The sequence below is a fragment of the Rouxiella sp. T17 genome (genome assembly GCF_036663475.1).
Classification (GTDB): domain Bacteria; phylum Pseudomonadota; class Gammaproteobacteria; order Enterobacterales; family Enterobacteriaceae; genus Rouxiella.
The window spans coordinates 1-15,533 of sequence record NZ_JAWUEA010000001.1 but is presented as its reverse complement, the minus strand read 5'-3'; the positions used below and the strand labels follow the sequence as shown (position 1 = coordinate 15,533).

14 protein-coding genes are annotated in these 15,533 nt (G+C 53.7%); 8 read left to right on the top strand and 6 right to left on the bottom strand.

Translation table 11 applies throughout. The features are described from left to right. The first annotated feature begins 59 nt into the window (after positions 1-59). Both crp and SC206_RS00065 read left to right on the top strand, forming a co-directional pair. Positions 60-692 (top strand): cAMP-activated global transcriptional regulator CRP, encoded by a 633-nt coding sequence (gene crp, locus SC206_RS00070; RefSeq protein WP_009638999.1) that lies wholly within the window; start codon positions 60-62, stop codon positions 690-692. 60 nt (positions 693-752) lie between these two features. Next, positions 753-2,831: a YccS/YhfK family putative transporter gene (locus SC206_RS00065; RefSeq protein WP_332732913.1), complete on the top strand. Its 2,079-nt coding sequence runs from the start codon at positions 753-755 to the stop codon at positions 2,829-2,831. 129 nt (positions 2,832-2,960) lie between these two features. Here SC206_RS00065 and argD read toward each other — a convergent pair whose 3' ends face one another. The 4 genes from argD to SC206_RS00045 all read right to left on the bottom strand — a co-directional run bounded on the left by argD (position 2,961) and on the right by SC206_RS00045 (position 5,762). Continuing rightward, on the bottom strand, positions 2,961-4,175 hold the full coding sequence (argD, locus tag SC206_RS00060) for a bifunctional acetylornithine/succinyldiaminopimelate transaminase (RefSeq protein ID WP_332732911.1): 1,215 nt from the start codon (positions 4,173-4,175) through the stop codon (positions 2,961-2,963). Between the two features lie 142 nt (positions 4,176-4,317). After that, positions 4,318-4,893 (bottom strand): aminodeoxychorismate synthase component II, encoded by a 576-nt coding sequence (locus SC206_RS00055; RefSeq protein ID WP_332732963.1) that lies wholly within the window; start codon positions 4,891-4,893, stop codon positions 4,318-4,320. Between the two features lie 94 nt (positions 4,894-4,987). After that, a complete protein-coding gene (locus SC206_RS00050; RefSeq protein WP_332732909.1) occupies positions 4,988-5,581 on the bottom strand; it encodes a putative adenosine monophosphate-protein transferase Fic in 594 nt (197 codons plus the stop codon). Next, positions 5,571-5,762, bottom strand: coding sequence for a YhfG family protein (locus tag SC206_RS00045; RefSeq protein ID WP_332732907.1), 192 nt, complete (start codon positions 5,760-5,762; stop codon positions 5,571-5,573). Before SC206_RS00045 ends, SC206_RS00050 begins: the two co-directional genes overlap by 11 nt. Before the next feature lie 287 nt (positions 5,763-6,049). Here SC206_RS00045 and SC206_RS00040 point away from each other — a divergent pair, with 287 nt between their 5' ends. Beyond that, positions 6,050-6,334, top strand: a complete 285-nt coding sequence (locus SC206_RS00040; protein WP_332732905.1) for a hypothetical protein — start codon at positions 6,050-6,052, stop codon at positions 6,332-6,334. Positions 6,335-6,346: 12 nt separating this feature from the next. Continuing rightward, complete coding sequence (locus SC206_RS00035) at positions 6,347-6,766, top strand: type II toxin-antitoxin system PemK/MazF family toxin (protein ID WP_332732903.1); 420 nt, start codon at positions 6,347-6,349, stop codon at positions 6,764-6,766. 90 nt (positions 6,767-6,856) lie between these two features. Here SC206_RS00035 and ppiA read toward each other — a convergent pair whose 3' ends face one another. Together ppiA and SC206_RS00025 are read right to left on the bottom strand one after the other, a co-directional pair. Beyond that, positions 6,857-7,432, bottom strand: a complete 576-nt coding sequence (gene ppiA / locus SC206_RS00030) for a peptidylprolyl isomerase A (RefSeq protein ID WP_332732901.1) — start codon at positions 7,430-7,432, stop codon at positions 6,857-6,859. Between the two features lie 209 nt (positions 7,433-7,641). Then, a complete protein-coding gene (locus SC206_RS00025) occupies positions 7,642-8,925 on the bottom strand; it encodes a cytosine deaminase (protein ID WP_332732899.1) in 1,284 nt (427 codons plus the stop codon). A 234-nt stretch (positions 8,926-9,159) separates the two neighbouring features. Here SC206_RS00025 and nirB point away from each other — a divergent pair, with 234 nt between their 5' ends. From nirB to SC206_RS00005, 4 genes are all read left to right on the top strand, one after another. Beyond that, complete coding sequence (gene nirB, locus SC206_RS00020; protein WP_332732897.1) at positions 9,160-11,709, top strand: nitrite reductase large subunit NirB; 2,550 nt, start codon at positions 9,160-9,162, stop codon at positions 11,707-11,709. After that, a complete protein-coding gene (gene nirD / locus SC206_RS00015; protein WP_332732895.1) occupies positions 11,706-12,050 on the top strand; it encodes a nitrite reductase small subunit NirD in 345 nt (114 codons plus the stop codon). Before nirB ends, nirD begins: the two co-directional genes overlap by 4 nt. A 347-nt stretch (positions 12,051-12,397) precedes the next feature. Next, positions 12,398-13,558, top strand: a complete 1,161-nt coding sequence (locus SC206_RS00010) for a collagen-like triple helix repeat-containing protein (RefSeq protein ID WP_332732893.1) — start codon at positions 12,398-12,400, stop codon at positions 13,556-13,558. A gap of 107 nt (positions 13,559-13,665) precedes the next feature. Next, the gene (locus SC206_RS00005; RefSeq protein ID WP_442975973.1) at positions 13,666-15,390 is read left to right on the top strand and encodes a ShlB/FhaC/HecB family hemolysin secretion/activation protein; all 1,725 of its coding nucleotides are present in this window, start codon (positions 13,666-13,668) and stop codon (positions 15,388-15,390) included. Positions 15,391-15,533: the final 143 nt, after the last annotated feature.

The following is a 15,533-nucleotide window of genomic DNA, read 5'->3' as shown; positions in this document are numbered from 1 at the left end:
CCGTACAGGGACTCAGAACCCTGCGATTTTGGGCAGCGATAATAAGAGGATAATAACTAATGGTTCTCGGCAAGCCACAAACAGACCCTACTCTCGAATGGTTCCTGTCTCATTGTCATATACACAAGTACCCTTCTAAAAGTACGCTGATTCACCAAGGTGAAAAGGCCGAAACGCTTTATTACATCGTGAAAGGCTCGGTTGCCGTGCTTATCAAAGATGAAGAAGGCAAAGAGATGATACTTTCCTACCTGAATCAGGGTGACTTCATCGGCGAGCTGGGACTCTTCGAAGAAGGTCAGGAACGTAGCGCGTGGGTAAGAGCGAAAACTGCCTGTGAAGTGGCCGAAATTTCCTACAAGAAATTCCGCCAGCTGATCCAGGTTAACCCGGATATTCTGATGCGCCTCTCTGCGCAGATGGCGAGCCGACTGCAAATCACGTCCGAAAAAGTAGGTAACCTTGCTTTCCTCGATGTGACCGGTCGTATTGCCCAGACTCTGCTGAATCTGGCTAAACAGCCCGATGCCATGACCCATCCCGATGGTATGCAGATCAAGATTACCCGTCAGGAAATTGGTCAGATCGTCGGTTGCTCACGCGAGACGGTAGGTCGAATTCTCAAAATGCTCGAAGATCAGAGTCTGATCTCGGCGCACGGTAAAACGATTGTCGTTTACGGCACCCGTTAATCGTTTTAAAAACGGCATGGCGATTCGTCGTCGTGCCGTTTTTGTTTGAATCTCTTTCAAATGACGCTTTGGCGACGACTCTTTTACCATCCTGAAATCAACTATGCGCTGCGTCAAACGCTGGTGCTATGCCTGCCTATCGCCTTTGCCATGCTGTTTGGCCAACTCAAGATGGGTCTGCTGTTCGCGCTGGTGCCTGCCTGCTGCAATATTTCCGGTCTCGATACGCCCCACAAACATTTCTTCAAGCGGCTGGTGATTGGCGGCTCGCTGTTTGCCGTCAGCAGTATTTTGCTCCAGCTGATGCTGGTGAACTGGCACGTGCCGCTGCCGTTTATCATGCTGAGTTTCGCGCTGGTGATTGGCGTGACGGGCGAAATCGGTCCGCTGCATGCACGACTGCTTTCGGGCGCGCTGGTGGCCTCAATCTTTACGCTGAGCATGGCGGGCGTGGTGCCCATCTGGCACGCGCCGCTGCTTTTTGTGGTCGGTACAGCCTGGTACGGACTGTTTAACTGGCTGTGGTTCCGACTTTCGGAAGAGCAGCCGATGCGTGAAACCCTCAGTCAGCTGTATAACGAGCTCGCCGATTATTTCGAGGCGAAATATACCCTGCTGACTCAGCACACCGATCCCGACACTGCGCTGCCGCCGCTGTTGAAAAGGCAGCAAAAGGTGATCGATTTAATTGCCACGCTGTATCAACAGATGCACATGTTGCCCAACAACGATCATCAGCATCGTAAACGGCTGCTGCGCAATTTTCAGGTGGCGCTGGATTTGCAGGAGCACATTACCGTCAGTTTGCACCTGCCCGAAGAGGTGCAAAAGCTGGTGGAAGAGAGCCACGCCGAGGCGGTGATTGCCCGCAACGCGCAGGTGATTAGCGCGAGGCTGCGACGGATTGGCGACGACATTCTCTATCATCGACGTTCGCCTCGTTTTTCAATGGCAAACGAACTGGCGGCGCTGGAAAAGATCGCCTCGCGCTATCGCGATAATCCGGTTGGCCAGTTTTGCTATTACCATTTCAGCCGCATTGCGCGACTGCTGCGCACCCAGCGCCCGCTGTATCGCCGCGATTTAATGCAGGATAAAAATCGCCTGCCGTTCTGGGCCGCGCTGAAAAGTTATCTGTCTTTCAAGTCTGCCGCCTTGCGCAACGCCGCGCGATTGGGCGTGATTCTGGCGATCGGCAGCACGCTCGGCATGTTCTTTAATTTGCCGAAACCTTACTGGATTTTGCTCACCACGCTGCTGGTCAGTCAAAACGGCTATAACGCCACGCGGGTGCGCATTCAGCACCGCGCGCTCGGCACGCTCATCGGCCTGATTCTGGCGGCGGGCCTGCTTCATCTGGCCATTCCGCAGAATATTACCCTGCTGTTTATGCTGCTGATTTCGCTGATTTCCTATACCGTGCTGCGCAAAAATTATGGCCTCGGAATGATTGGGCTGACCGTCACGGCGGTTTACACGCTGCAAATTCTGGGGCTAAACGGCGCGAATTTCCTGCTGCCGCGATTAATCGATACCCTGATTGGCTGTGCGCTGGCGTTTGGCGGCATGATTTGGCTGTGGCCGCAGTGGCAGAGCGGCATGCTGCGCACCAACGCCCATCAGGCGCTCGAGGCCGATCAAACCGCAATAAGATTAGTGTTGCAGGAAGAGCCCGATCCCGCCGAGCTGGCCTATGCGCGCATGAAAGTGAATCAGGCGCATAATCAGCTATTTACCTCGTTAAATCAGGCGATGCAGGAGCCGGGTTTTAATTCGCATTATCTCAACGACATGCGACTGTGGGTGACGCACAGCCAGTTCCTGGTCGATCACATCAACGCGATGACCATTCTGGCGCGCGAGCATTACATGCTGACGCCGAAGCTGGCGATTGAGTATTTGCAGACCTGTGAAATCGCGCTGCAAAGCTGTCAGCAGCGTTTGACTACCGATGGCGCAAGCAGCGGCTCAACGGCATTTCAGCCGCCCGACATGAAGACAGACATGCCGATTACCGAAATGGAGCGTCATTTGCGTCGCGTGTTGTCACACCTCAGCGCCATGAACACCATCTCTTCACTGGCGTGGCGTCAACGGCCGCATCACGGGATCTGGCTGACCCGCAAAGTTAACGCATAGCTTTCTGAGCTGAAAACATAGCTTTCGGCGCTAAAAACATCGCTTTCGGCGCTGAAAAGTAGAAAGGGAAAAGTTAATGAGCAGAAGAGAACCCCTTCTCCCGCCTTGCACAGGAGAAGGGAGAGGCGATTAACCCACGATTTTCTGCACGGCTTTCTCGAAACGCGCCATGCCTTCTTTGATATCTTCGAAGTCGATCACCAGCGACGGCGCGAAACGCATCACGTTGGTGCCCGCCACCAGCATCATCAAACCAAATTCTGCCGCCGCCGTCATAAACTCACCGGCGCGATTTTTGTATTTATCCGCCAGCTCGGCACCAATCAACAGACCTTGACCACGGAATTCGCTAAACACCTGATACTTGGCATTAATCGCTTCCAATGCTTGCAGGAAAGCGTCGCGACGCTCTTCGATTCCCGCCAGCACTTCCGGCGTATTAATCAGGTCCAGCGCGGCTTCGGCCACGGCACAGGCCAGCGGATTGCCGCCGTAAGTGGTGCCGTGTTTGCCCGGCGCCATCACGGAAGCGACTTCTTCCGTGGTGATCATCGCACTGATCGGGAAGCCGCCGCCCAGCGCCTTGGCGGTGGTCAGAATGTCCGGCGTCACGCCGTAATGCATGTAGCTGAACAGTTTGCCGCTACGGCCCATGCCGCTCTGCACTTCGTCGAATACCAGCAGCGCGTTGTGCTCGTCACACAGCGCGCGCAGGCCTTGCAGGAATTCTTGGGTGGCTGGCGTCACGCCGCCTTCGCCCTGAATCGGCTCAACTACAATCGCGCAGGTGTGGTCATCGATAACCGCTTTTACGGCCTCGAGATCGTTAAACGGCACGTGAACGATGTCGGCCGGTTTCGGGCCAAAGCCGTCGGAATATTTCGGCTGACCGCCCACGGAAACGGTGAACAGCGTGCGACCGTGGAAGCCGTTATGGAAGGCGATAATCTTGCTTTTGTACGGGCTATGTTTGGCGGAAGAGTAGTAACGCGCCAGCTTGAAGGCGGCTTCGTTGGCTTCGGCACCGGAGTTGGCGAAGAACACGCGATCGGCGAAGGTCGCATCGATCAGCTTCTGCGCCAGACGCAAAGCGGGTTCGTTAGTAAAAACGTTGCTGACGTGCCACAGGGTTTCGCCCTGTTTGTGCAGCGCGTCGACCAGCACCGGGTGACAATGTCCCAGCGCGGTAACGGCGATGCCGCCCGCGAAATCCACGTATTCGGTGCCCTGCTGGTCCCAGATACGACTGCCTTTACCTTTGACCGGAATAAACTTGGCGGGTGAATAAACAGGCAAAATCACCCGATCAAATGCGTCCCGACCTACTGCTGTTTTTTCTGTCATAGCCCTACTCTCCAATGCGTTGCCGCTGCGTTCAGGGGTTCACACTCGAAATGAATGTGAGAATATAATCACAAAATATGCATAAAAAATCACTCACAGGCAAACGTTTATCGTCCTGTTGCGACAAGTAATTTTTAATCCGTTAAATTTTAAGGAAATTATCGAGCAGCTGATGCCCTTGCTCACTGAGAATACTTTCAGGATGGAACTGCACGCCATGCAAAGGCAGACTGCGATGCGCGATGCCCATGATCTCGTCGGGCCGGTTAGCTTCACCCGTCCAGGCAGTGAGTTCAAAGCAGCGCGGCAACGTATCGGGTTTGACCACCAACGAATGATAACGCGTCACGCGCAGCGGATGATTGAGTCCGGCAAATACGCCGCTGCCGCTATGTTCGATAAGCGACGTTTTCCCGTGCATCACCTGACGAGCGCGAACCACCTCCGCGCCAAAGCTCTGCGCCATCGCCTGATGACCTAAACAGACGCCCAAGATGGGCATCGAATCGGCAAAATGGGCAATCGCGGCAAGAGAAACGCCAGCCTCGTTAGGTGTGCAAGGGCCGGGCGAGATAACCAGATGCGACGGCGCAAGCCGCGTGATATCGGCAATTTGCAGCTCATCGTTGCGCTTTACCACCACCTCGGCCCCTAATTCGCAGAAGTACTGATAAAGGTTATAGGTGAAAGAGTCGTAGTTATCGATAATCAGCAGCATGGGATTCCGGTTCAGCGTGGTCTGGTTTTGCCGCGCCATTCTACCTATTTCGACGCGGGGCCGCAGACTTTTCCCGTGCTGCTTTTTTCAGGCGTTACGCGCCGCTGACGATGCCTTTGAAAACCTCGTACAGCGGCTGTTCATCACCGAAAGCGGCCGCCTTGTTGGCCTCGTTCCAGACGGCGTGATCGACCTTGCTCCAGTCAATGCCGTAACCCGCATGGACCAGCAGCTGCTCGAAGAAAATGCGCTGGGCGCGGCCGCTGCCGTAACGGAAAGGATGCAGCAGGTTGATTTCGGAATAATAGTGCGCGAGCCGCCGGAGTAACTCATCCTGAGGCAAATCACGTAAATACTCTTCGTTTTCCAGCGCTTGCAGCAGGTTATTGCCTTCGCGTTCGATGTAGTCAAAGTGGCAGAACGGCGTGTCTTCTTTAAAGATATCCACCTCACGCAGCTCGCCCGCCCAGTCGAACAGGTCTTGAAACAGCGTGTTATGAATAGCGCAGAGGTGCGGCAGGCCCATCTTTGGCGGCCCCAGCTCGAGCGTGGCCGCGCGCAGTGGCGTTAGCGCGCGCTCCGCCTCCAGCAGTCGCTCGGCGTTTTTAATTTTAAACTTGTTTTTGAGCACCTCTTTACCGGCATACAGGTACGGGTCGTCGGCCACGGACAGCAGCTTATTGCTCATAACGCCCCCTCACTTCTTCAATGCGCGCCAAAATTTGATCGGCTGATAAAAGAGGCTGATCCTCTTTTAAATCAAAAGGTTCGATTGTCACGCCATCCAGCGCCGAGCTGCTTTGAAAGTTGAGATTTCTGCTTTTGCGGTAGAATTGCTCTTTCTGCCTGTCGGTCAGCTTCGTCGCCATACGTCTTCTCCCTTGAGACAAATCATGGAGTTTAAGTATAGACAGGGAGCTAAAATTTGCCGTCGAGCGAAAGTTTTACCCGCGATCGACGAGGGGAAACGAGAAACGCTGACCAAAGGCGACTATTGCGCTTGCGCCACCGAAATTACCTAATTGGCGGGTTTTATATGCCTATTGCTGGCGATATCAAATTGATATCAAAAATTGACTCAGCGATATCAATTTGATATCTTTTGATCGATTTACGCCTCCGTCTAATGACGGAAATGAACCCAAAGAGGATAATCATGACAGCAAACGTCGCTAAAAAAACCGGTGACTTTCTCCTTCGCCTTCGAGAAAAAGACACGCCGACTGCTATCAGCGGGCTTACGCTGGACGCGCTGATGACGGTAACAGGAATGACAAAAACTGAACTGGCCCATTTGGCATTGCGTAGATTCGCAGACTCTGTTCTGCCGCGTTACGAGAAAGATGATGGACCGCTAACCGAAGTGCAAATCCGAAAAATTCGCGAGCTTTCAACAGCAACTGATACGCCGGAGGAGAGCTTTACAAAAAGATTGATTTGATAAGGATTTTGAATGACTGCCATTGCACAAGAGTTTCATCCCCTACCACCACTCGGAACCCTCGTCTGGTGTAAGTTCCCCCAAAAAATGGGAACGCCCGGACCAAAAGCACGACCAGCGTTAGTGATCAGGGTGGCAACAAAACAGCATGCTGTAGCCGTTATCTACGGAACAAGTAAGAAATTGAATAAGATCTACCCTACTGAATTTGCTATACGAAAAGGTGAGCCGGGTTTTCCATTATCCAATCTGGATGAGGACACCAAGTTTGATACGGAGACGTTTGTGCAACTTCCGTACGATGATGATTGGTTTCAAATAGCACCGCCTCTCGGGGCTGATATTCCAATGACCCCTGAGCTTGGCGTTTTACACCCCAATTATTTTCCAGCGTTGCGAAAAGCTGCCTCCAACGCAAAGAATTTTGTTTAGTGGCGCAGGTAAGCATCCAATGAGTTTACCTGCTCATTAGATGCTTAAAGCGTAATCTCTCGAAATTAGAAATTAAGCTGTCGAAAAACCTTAAGGGACGATCTTGGCAGAGAGGATCACTACAGGCGTCGATGGAACATTCTGGTAAGGCCCCACGTTGACGGTTTTGACAGAAGAGATCTTGTCGACCACGTCCATTCCTTTGATAATTTTACCGAAAACGGCATAACCAAAATCGTTTTGGCCGTGATCGAGGAAGGCGTTGTCGGCCACGTTCAGGAAGAACTGGCTGGTTGCGCTGTCTTTATCCGAGGTGCGCGCCATAGAAATGGTGCCGCGCAGGTTACGCAAACCGTTGTCCGCCTCGTTCTTGATCGGCGGGTTGGTGCTTTTCTGTTGCATATTGGCGGTAAAGCCGCCGCCTTGAACCATAAAGCCCGGGATCACGCGGTGGAAGATGGTGTTGTTATAAAAACCACTCTGCACGTAATCAACGAAATTCTTAACGGAAACCGGTGCCTTCGCATTATCGAGTTCCAGCTCGATATTCCCCGCTGACGTGGTCAGCATCACGTGGGTATCCGCAGCCTTGGCTGCAAACGCCGCCGGGGCCATCGCGGTAAGGGAAAGCAAAGCAGTGAAGGTCACTAAAGTACGTTTAAACATAACGGTTCCTTTCTCCAAATAGGCAAGCCACAAAACGCATTGATTCTAAAGAGCCTCCCCCCTTCGCGCCAGCCCTTTACCGTTATTTACTCAACGAGGGCGATGAGGCTGTGATCAATGGTAAGAATAGTGGTAAGAACTGTGGTAAGAACTGAGATAAATAAAATGGGTCAGTTCGTTGAGTAAGTTCAATCAATAAATTGAACGCCTTAACGCTTGAAGTTGACGGATTCAGTGGTGTCGAGGTGAATCTGGCTGGTCGCGGGCTGCGTCTCGGCGATCACACGTCCATGACGAATCGAGTAACGCACCGGAACCTGTCGACGAACGGCATCAAAACCGCTTTCGGCAGGCAGAATAATCAGGTTGGCGTCATGACCGCTCTTGATACCGTATTCCTGCAAATTCATGGTCTTGGCGCTGTAATTTGTGATCAGTTTCAGCCCGTCGTTTATCTGTTCGTAGCCCATCAGCTGGCAAACGTGCAGCCCCATCTGCAATACCTGTAACATATTGCCGGTGCCCATCGGATACCACGGATCGAAAACGTCGTCGTGGCCGAAACAGACGTTTATGCCCGCCTCAAGCATCTCTTTAACCCGCGTAATACCACGACGTTTCGGATAGGTATCGAAACGGCCCTGTAAATGTATATTTACCAGCGGGTTAGCGACAAAGTTGATGCCCGACATTTTCAACAGCCGGAACAGCCTCGAGGTGTACGCGCCGTTATAAGAGTGCATCGCCGTGGTGTGACTGGCAGTCACGCGCGCGCCCATGTTTTCGCGCAGCGCCAGCGCCGCCACGGTTTCGACAAATCGCGACTGCTCATCATCGATTTCATCACAGTGAACGTCGACCATCCGCTGGTATTTTTGCGCCAGCGCGAAGGTTTTGTGCAGCGACTCTACGCCGTATTCGCGGGTAAATTCAAAATGCGGGATCGCGCCCACTACGTCCGCGCCGAGCTGCAAAGCCTCTTCAAGCAGCGCCTCGCCGTTCGGATAGGAGATAATTCCCTCCTGCGGGAAGGCGACGATTTGCAAATCGATCCACGGCGCGACTTCCTGCTTCACTTCAAGCATCGCCTTGAGCGCGGTCAGCGTCGGGTCCGACACGTCGACGTGGGTTCGCACGTGCTGAATGCCGTTGGCAATCTGCCATTTCAGGGTGATCCAGGCGCGCTGTTTCACATCTTCATGGGTCAGCATCGCCTTGCGTTCGGCCCATCGTTCAATCCCTTCAAACAGCGTGCCGGAGATATTCCACGACGGCTCACCCGCGGTTTGCGTGGTATCGAGATGAATGTGCGGCTCGATAAACGGCGGCAGCGCCAGACCGCCCTGCGCGTCCAATACCTCATCGCCGTCCTGCTCGCCGTGCGGCTGCGACGCGACCTGACGAATCTTGCCGTTTTCGATATCTATCCGCCACAGTCCCTGTGCATAGGGCAGACGTACGTTTTTAATGGCTCGCAGGCTGGATTGGGTCACATTTACCTCTCTGTTTACAGTCAATTGATGGCCGTCTGTGGAGTTTTTAGACTACTGCAAAACGTGTTTGATGACGCAACCGAAAGATAAAAAGCATGAATCATTTGTGCTTTATTTAATCACGACTCGCCGCTACTCCCTAGTAGGTAGATTTTTAGGGCCTTTGATGTGCATCAAAACCTTATAACGACAAGGGGATATGTTAATCGCCCAACCCGAAAATTCGAGGCAAAAATGCGCAAACTCAACCTGGTAATCGTCGGCAACGGCATGGTCGGCCATCGCTTTATAGAACAGCTGATCGGCAAGGCTGAGCCGGACGCGTTTGCTATTACCGTATTTTGCGAAGAGCCCCGTGTCGCCTACGATCGCGTGCATCTTTCCTCCTATTTTCTGAATCACGACGCTGAACAGCTGTCGCTGGTTGAAGACGATTTCTATGCCGCCAACGGCGTTGAACTGCTGATTGGCGAGCGCGCGGTAGCGATTGATCGTCAAACGAAAACCATCCGCTCCAGCGTCGGCCGCGAGCTGGCCTACGACAAACTAATTCTGGCGACGGGCTCTTATCCGTGGGTGCCGCCGATTATTGGCGCGGACGGGCAGGACTGTTTCGTTTATCGCACGATTGAAGATTTGCACGCCATCGAAGCCTGCGCCAAAAACAGCGCGCGCGGAGCCGTGATTGGCGGCGGCCTGCTCGGACTTGAAGCTGCGGGCGCGCTGCAAACTCTCGGCATTGAAACTCACGTCATTGAGTTTGCGTCAGGGCTGATGGCCGAACAGCTCGACGCGGCAGGCGGTAATTTACTGCGACAAAAAATAGAAGCCATGGGTGTCGGCGTGCATACCGGCAAAAATACCCGCGAGATAGTTGATGGCGGCAAAACGGCGCGCAAAACCCTGCGTTTTAGCGACGACAGCGCGCTGGAAGTCGATTTTATTGTCTTCTCGACCGGCATTCGCCCACAAGATTCGCTTGCCCGCGAAGCCGGTTTAGCGCTGGCACCGCGCGGCGGCATGGTTATTAACGATCAGTGCCAGACCAGCGATGCCGACATTTATGCCATCGGCGAATGTGCCGCCTGGGCGCAGCGAACTTACGGCCTGGTCGCACCGGGATACAAAATGGCGCAGGTTGCGGCGGACCACCTTTTGGATCGAGACAGCGCGTTTACCGGCGCCGACATGAGTGCCAAACTCAAGCTGATGGGTGTTGAAGTGGCCGGTATCGGCGACGCGCAGGCCCGAACGTCCGGCGCGCGCAGCTATGTTTATCTCGATGAAACGCGCGATGTCTATAAGCGGCTGGTGGTCAGCGCAGATAATCGCATCCTGCTTGGCGCGGTGCTGGTCGGCGATACGGCGGATTACGGCACGCTTTTACAGCTGATGCTCAACGGCATCGCGCTGCCCGAACATCCAGAAAGTTTAATTTTACCTGCGCAAAGCGGCACCACGGCGGCGCTTGGCAGCGATGCCCTGCCCGACAAGGCGCAAATCTGCTCCTGCTTCGACGTGACAAAAGGCGACATTATTGCCGCCGTTAAATCTGGTTGCCACACGCTGGCCGCCGTCAAGGCTGAAACGCGCGCCGGTAGCGGCTGCGGCGGCTGTTTGCCCCTTGTTACGCAGGTGCTTAATGCCCAGCTCGTGCAACAGGGCATCGCGGTGAATTCCCACCTTTGCGAACATTTTGCCTATTCGCGGCAGGCGCTGTATCACCTGATTCGGGTCGAAGAGATTCGCAGCTTCGAACAGCTGCTGCAAAAATATGGCACGGGCTACGGCTGTGAAATCTGCAAACCGGCGGTTGGCTCGCTATTGGCCTCCTGCTGGAACGAATTTGTGCTGAGTCCGCAACACACCGCGCTGCAAGATTCCAACGACATGTTCCTCGCCAACATTCAAAAAGATGGCTCCTACTCCATTATTCCGCGCTCGCCGGGCGGGGAAATCACGCCGCGCGGCTTGCAGGCAATCGGTGAAATTGCCGAGCATTATCAGCTCTATACCAAGATTACCGGCTCGCAGCGCATCGGCATGTTTGGCGCGCACAAAGATGACCTACCCGCGATTTGGCAAAAATTGATCGACGCCGGTTTCGAAACCGGACAGGCCTACGCCAAGGCGCTGCGAATGGCTAAAACCTGCGTCGGCAGTGCGTGGTGTCGTTTCGGCGTTGGCGACAGTTTGGGTTTCGGCATCATGCTAGAACATCGCTATAAAGGAATTCGTACGCCGCACAAGATGAAGTTTGGCGTGTCGGGCTGCACCCGCGAATGTGCCGAAGCGCAGGGCAAAGACGTGGGGATCATCGCTACCGAAAAAGGCTGGAATCTCTACGTTTGCGGCAACGGCGGCATGAAGCCACGCCACGCAGATTTACTGGCCGCCGACCTCGATGACGCGCTACTTTTGCGCTATCTCGACCGTTTTATGCTGTTTTACATTCGTACGGCTGACAGGCTTCAGCGCACGTCCGTATGGCTCGACACGATGCACGGCGGCATCGATTATCTGCGCGGGGTGATCGTTAATGATTCTCTTGGCCTTGCGGCACAGCTTGAAGAGGAAATGGCGCGCCTGCGAGGATTGAGCCACTGTGAATGGCAGCAAACGTTAGACAATCCGGCCGCTTTGAGTCGATTCAGCCACTTTATTAACAGCGACAGTCGCGACCCGAATCTACAGTTTGTCGATGAACGTGCGCAACATCGTCCTGCGCGTCCGCAAGAACGTATTGCGGCAAGACAAATTATTGTAGGAGAGGAAGCACAATGAATATCTGGACCACGATTTGTCAGCAGCAGGACATTCTGCCGGGCTGTGGCATCGCGGCGCTGTGGCAGGGTCGCCAGATTGCTATTTTCCGCCCCACCTCGACCGGCCCGCTTTATGCTCTCGACAATATCGACCCTTTCGCGCTCGCCAGCGTACTCTCGCGCGGAATTATTGCCGAACATCAGGGTGAGTTTTGGGTCGTCAGCCCGCTGAAAAAACAGCATTTTCGGCTGCGAGATGGCCTATGCATGGAGGACGCTGCGTTTAGTGTCGACACTTTCGCATTAAGGTGCATTGAGGGAGTAATAATGATCAGCGCGGCTAATAACATATCAGACTAAATAAACAGCAAGACTGATAAATGGATGAAAGAGTTAATTGGGCAAAAATGCTGCGTTTCACAAATTCAAAACGACGCATTAAGATAACTGCGCATTCTTGCGAATATTTTTAGCATAATGTGCTGTAGTTTCTTGCGTAAATTATACGTAAATCTAACTATGTGATGTTCTTAAGTAAAATTATTAGCTAACCCGCTAATTATATTTGGGAATGCATAAGGGAATTTTGTTAATTGAATGTTTCTAACTACAGCCTAGAGTAAAGATTACGTCAATCCAGACGTGCCTTTGCGGAGGGTTACATCATGTACCCTGAAAGAAAAATGACTCAGCTCAGTAAAATATCCATGGCTGTACTTTTCGCTCTCGCACTTGCCGCATGTAGCGGAGGAGGCTCTGGCAGCACCGCGAAAAATGGCTCTGGTACGGCAGCAACGGCAGGTTCCGATGGGTCGGGATCGGGCACCACTTCTGATGGTTCAGGCACTACGGCAAGCACCGGCGGATCAGGCACCGACGGCTCGACGAGCGGCACCGGAACAACCACGACGGTAACAGGCGATGATGGCACCACGGCGGGTAATCCCGGCACGGGTACCACAACACCTATCGGCGGTACGGGCGGAACCGGCGGCACAGGAACGGGGATTGGCACCGGAACCGGCACAGGTACTGGCACCGGAACCGGTACTGGAACGGGTACTGGAACGGGTACTGGTACTGGGACAGGAACCGGAACAGGCACCGGCGGGACCGGCTCCAACACCACGTTGGTTGCGGGCAGTATTCTCGCCAGCACCGGAACGGCGGTCAGCGGCTTAGGCACGCAGGTCAGCAGCATCGCAACACAAACGCCCATCGGCAACATTCCTGTGGTAGGTCAAGGCGTTTCCGGTTTAGTTAACAGCACGGGCGTTGCGGTTAACAATCTCGGCAGCGGCGTCACCAATGGCGTAGGCCAACTCGGCACCAACACCAATGCGCTTGGCACCACGGTCGCGGGCGTTCCAACTGCGGTCGCCAGTTTGGGAACCGGCGTTTCAGGGCTCGGCACCTCGCTTGCCAGCAATACGGCTTCCACGCCGATCGCCGGCGTCACCAGCGCGGCGGGCGGACTGGTTAACAACGTAGGCAGCGCGGTCACCGCAACCGGCAGCGGATTAGCCACAAATCTCACCTCTGGACAAACTTCACAGCTGACAACCGGCGTCACCAGCGTCGTGACGCCTGTGGTTGCCACCGTGCAAAACACTACGCAGAGCGTCGGTAATGCCACCGGTCTCGGCACGCCTGTCGCAACCGTCTTGTCTACCGTGGGCGGAAAAGTTGCCTCCACCGGCACGCAAGTTAGCACCACTGCTCCGGTTCTCACCGGTTTAGGCACCGCCGTCACTAGCGTGGGCAGTGCGGTGACACAAACGGGCGCATTGGTGACTAACACTACGCCTTCCAATGGCGGACTGTTGGGCGGCACCCTCACCACCCTTGGAACAGTGGTAAATCATTAATTATCATCGAATCATTAACTAAGGCACGTCTTGCGGGATGCAGCGCGTGCCTTTAATGACAGGGCTGTCGATTGATAGAATTTTATCTATGCGTTTAAGGAATTATGATGAAAAAAAAATTCTGCATAGTCGTAATGATGGGCTCCGTGGTGGGATTTTGTTCAGCAGAAATGTTTCCGACCATTATCGACCCGAATAACCCTGCCAAACTCGCTAATCCGCCCTCTCAATCCGCCACGCCCTCCACAAAATCGACCTCCAGCGTTACGCCGTCCACCGCCAAAACTGTGCCTGCACTCACGCCGGATACGCGCGTGGAGGTGAAACATATTCAGTTTATCGGCGGAACGCGTTACTCGCTCGAAAGCCTGATTGGGCCTTTTCGACAATATGTCGGTAAAACCGTGCCGCTCAGCCAGCTGCTGGCCGCCACCGACTCGCTGACCCAGCGTTATCACAATGATGGCTACGTGCTGTCGTATGCCTATCTGCCGACCGAAAATTTTCAGAATGGCATGTTGAAAGTTGGACTGGTTGAGGGCTATGTAACGAGCACGCAGATTCACAGCGACAACAAAATGATTACCGCGTGGCTGAGTAAATTATCGAAGAAGATCATGGCCGAAAAGCCCCAAACCCGCGCGACCTTTGATCGCTACAGCATGCTTATGTCGCGCACGCCCGATACCAAAGTCACCGCGAGCGCGAAAAATCCCGACAATATTTACGGCGCGGCGGTGATGGATGTCGATGCCAAAAGAACTCGAAACTGGAACGTCATGACTTCGGTGGACTCGCGCCGAGACAGCGTTGACGGAGTGATTAACGCCACGCTCAGCGGACTGACGCCTTACGGTGAACAGCTGGGTGTTGCGACATTAGTACCGTTAAGCGGCTCGACCAAGAAGAAATATGGCGGCCTGAACTATCAGCAATATCTCAATGACGACGGCCTGCTGATGCAGCTGAAAGGCAGTTATTTCGATCAGAACGACAAAGATTTTAACCGACTGCAAACGCTGCCCAATAACATTAATGTCGATTACAAGGCCAGGCAAACGCAGTATAACGGCGGCTTTACCTTGAGTTATCCCCTTGAGTTAAACGCCAAAAAACAGTGGACGCTCAGCGGCGGTGCAGATTATCTGTACAAGAAATATAACTATGATTTAAGAGCGTCAAACGACGTGCAGTCGATCGCGCTCGACGGCATTAATCAGTTCGTGCGTTATCCCGCGCTCGAAGCCTCGCTAAACGGTTATCGGGAATATGAGCAGTTTTACTGGAACGCACGTTTTAACGTTCGACAAGGTGTCGACGGTCTGGGCGCGAGCAGTAATATTCCAGCCACCGATCTTAACTTCACCCGTTGGCGTTTCAATGGCGATGCGGCCTACCTGTTTGCCAAAAAGTGGCGACTCAGCACCTCGTGGGAAGGCGATTGGTCCAACAACGATCTGCCCGAACCCGAACGCGCGAGTTTTGGCTCAAGTCGCTACGCCCGTGGTTATCAAGACGGCGAGGCAACCGGCGATTACGGCTATGGCGGACAAGTTGAAATGCGTTACATCCACGACCGCCAGCAGGGCGTTTGGCTCAAAACGATTCAACCTTACGTGGTGATGGATACCGCGCGCACCTATTTCAATCAGTCCGGCCTACCTAAACAGAGGCTGGCGTCTTACGCGCTCGGCGTGACCCTCGCCGACAACAAACATTACTCCGTTTCCGTCGAGGCCGCGCGCCCTATCGGCGACGTCCCGCTCGATAATGACAAACGCAACTGGCGACTCAACGCCACCTTCACCTACAACTTCAACAGCAATATTTGATGCAAAAAACCACGCCAGGCGTAGTTTTACAGGTCAGTGATTCGGGTGGCTAAGTGCAGCTAACGTAGAGACAGCACCAAGAACGCCGGATCAAATACAAATCCAAGTAATTGGCGCTGTATCAAGGCGGCAAGCTTCGTCAT

Excerpts from the sequence above, each read along its gene's own strand:
- crp (WP_009638999.1), top strand. The coding sequence starts at position 60 with ATGGTTCTCGGCAAGCCACAAACAGACCCTACTCTCGAATGGTTCCTG.
- SC206_RS00065 (WP_332732913.1), top strand. The coding sequence starts at position 753 with ATGACGCTTTGGCGACGACTCTTTTACCATCCTGAAATCAACTATGCG.
- argD (WP_332732911.1), bottom strand. The coding sequence starts at position 4,175 with ATGACAGAAAAAACAGCAGTAGGTCGGGACGCATTTGATCGGGTGATT.
- SC206_RS00055 (WP_332732963.1), bottom strand. The coding sequence starts at position 4,893 with ATGCTGCTGATTATCGATAACTACGACTCTTTCACCTATAACCTTTAT.
- SC206_RS00050 (WP_332732909.1), bottom strand. The coding sequence starts at position 5,581 with ATGAGCAATAAGCTGCTGTCCGTGGCCGACGACCCGTACCTGTATGCC.
- SC206_RS00045 (WP_332732907.1), bottom strand. The coding sequence starts at position 5,762 with ATGGCGACGAAGCTGACCGACAGGCAGAAAGAGCAATTCTACCGCAAA.
- SC206_RS00040 (WP_332732905.1), top strand. The coding sequence starts at position 6,050 with ATGACAGCAAACGTCGCTAAAAAAACCGGTGACTTTCTCCTTCGCCTT.
- SC206_RS00035 (WP_332732903.1), top strand. The coding sequence starts at position 6,347 with ATGACTGCCATTGCACAAGAGTTTCATCCCCTACCACCACTCGGAACC.
- ppiA (WP_332732901.1), bottom strand. The coding sequence starts at position 7,432 with ATGTTTAAACGTACTTTAGTGACCTTCACTGCTTTGCTTTCCCTTACC.
- nirB (WP_332732897.1), top strand. The coding sequence starts at position 9,160 with ATGCGCAAACTCAACCTGGTAATCGTCGGCAACGGCATGGTCGGCCAT.
- nirD (WP_332732895.1), top strand. The coding sequence starts at position 11,706 with ATGAATATCTGGACCACGATTTGTCAGCAGCAGGACATTCTGCCGGGC.
- SC206_RS00010 (WP_332732893.1), top strand. The coding sequence starts at position 12,398 with ATGGCTGTACTTTTCGCTCTCGCACTTGCCGCATGTAGCGGAGGAGGC.
- SC206_RS00005 (WP_442975973.1), top strand. The coding sequence starts at position 13,666 with ATGAAAAAAAAATTCTGCATAGTCGTAATGATGGGCTCCGTGGTGGGA.